We start from the raw sequence: 230 nt of genomic DNA, 5'->3' as shown, positions 1-230 counted from the left end.
CTTCATCAATGGATCGGCCACCACAACGTTTGATGTTCGCATCCCGGGCCTGACCATGCGAGTTTGTGCGGCGGACGGACAAGATGTCGAACCCGTGAACGTCGACGAGTTTCGGATTGGTGTAGCGGAGACCTACGATGTGTTGGTGCAGATGCCCCGGAATGAGGCATACACCATATTTGCACAGGCGATGGACCGCAGCGGATATGCACGTGCCACCCTCGCGCCGA

The 230-nt window shown here is 57.8% G+C and carries 1 pseudogene; it reads left to right on the top strand.

Features of this window, described 5'->3' with window-relative positions:
• A pseudogene (locus tag RVY79_RS21845) lies at positions 1 to 230 on the top strand (copper resistance system multicopper oxidase); the annotation flags it as partial.

The organism is Chromohalobacter sp. HP20-39 (assembly GCF_033052815.1).
GTDB lineage: Bacteria > Pseudomonadota > Gammaproteobacteria > Pseudomonadales > Halomonadaceae > Chromohalobacter.
Note: the sequence above shows the minus strand (reverse complement) of the source record. Positions and strands in the feature narration are given on the sequence as shown.